The sequence below is a fragment of the Pseudomonas sp. EA_5y_Pfl2_R50 genome (assembly GCF_963970475.1).
GTDB lineage: Bacteria > Pseudomonadota > Gammaproteobacteria > Pseudomonadales > Pseudomonadaceae > Aquipseudomonas.
Map to the genome: position 1 here is coordinate 1 of NZ_CAXAPT010000234.1, position 275 is coordinate 275.

Genomic DNA, 275 nt, shown 5'->3' on the forward strand with positions numbered 1-275 from the left:
GTGCCGTTTTGGGTCAGCGCTGGCGTGTTGGGGCTGGTGCCATCGCTGAGGTTTTTCTCGTAGACGGTCAGTTCACCGCCGTTGACGTCGAGGCCGTTGATGACCACTGGATCGTCGTTGTTGTGAATCTGCAGAACCAGATTCGCAGTGCTGGTATCGCCATCGGCGTCGGTGAGGGTGTAGGTGAACGTTTCCGTGCCGTTGCCGCCGCCGTGCAAGGCTTTGAAATCGGCGTCGCTGGTGTTCAGCGTGTAGGTGTAAGTGCCGTTGGCGTT

1 protein-coding gene is annotated in these 275 nt (G+C 58.9%); it reads right to left on the minus strand.

Annotated features, from left to right (window positions below; translation table 11 throughout):
- A partial coding sequence (locus tag AACY19_RS27605) for a VCBS domain-containing protein (protein WP_339454668.1) occupies positions 1-275 on the minus strand: 275 nt, incomplete at both ends.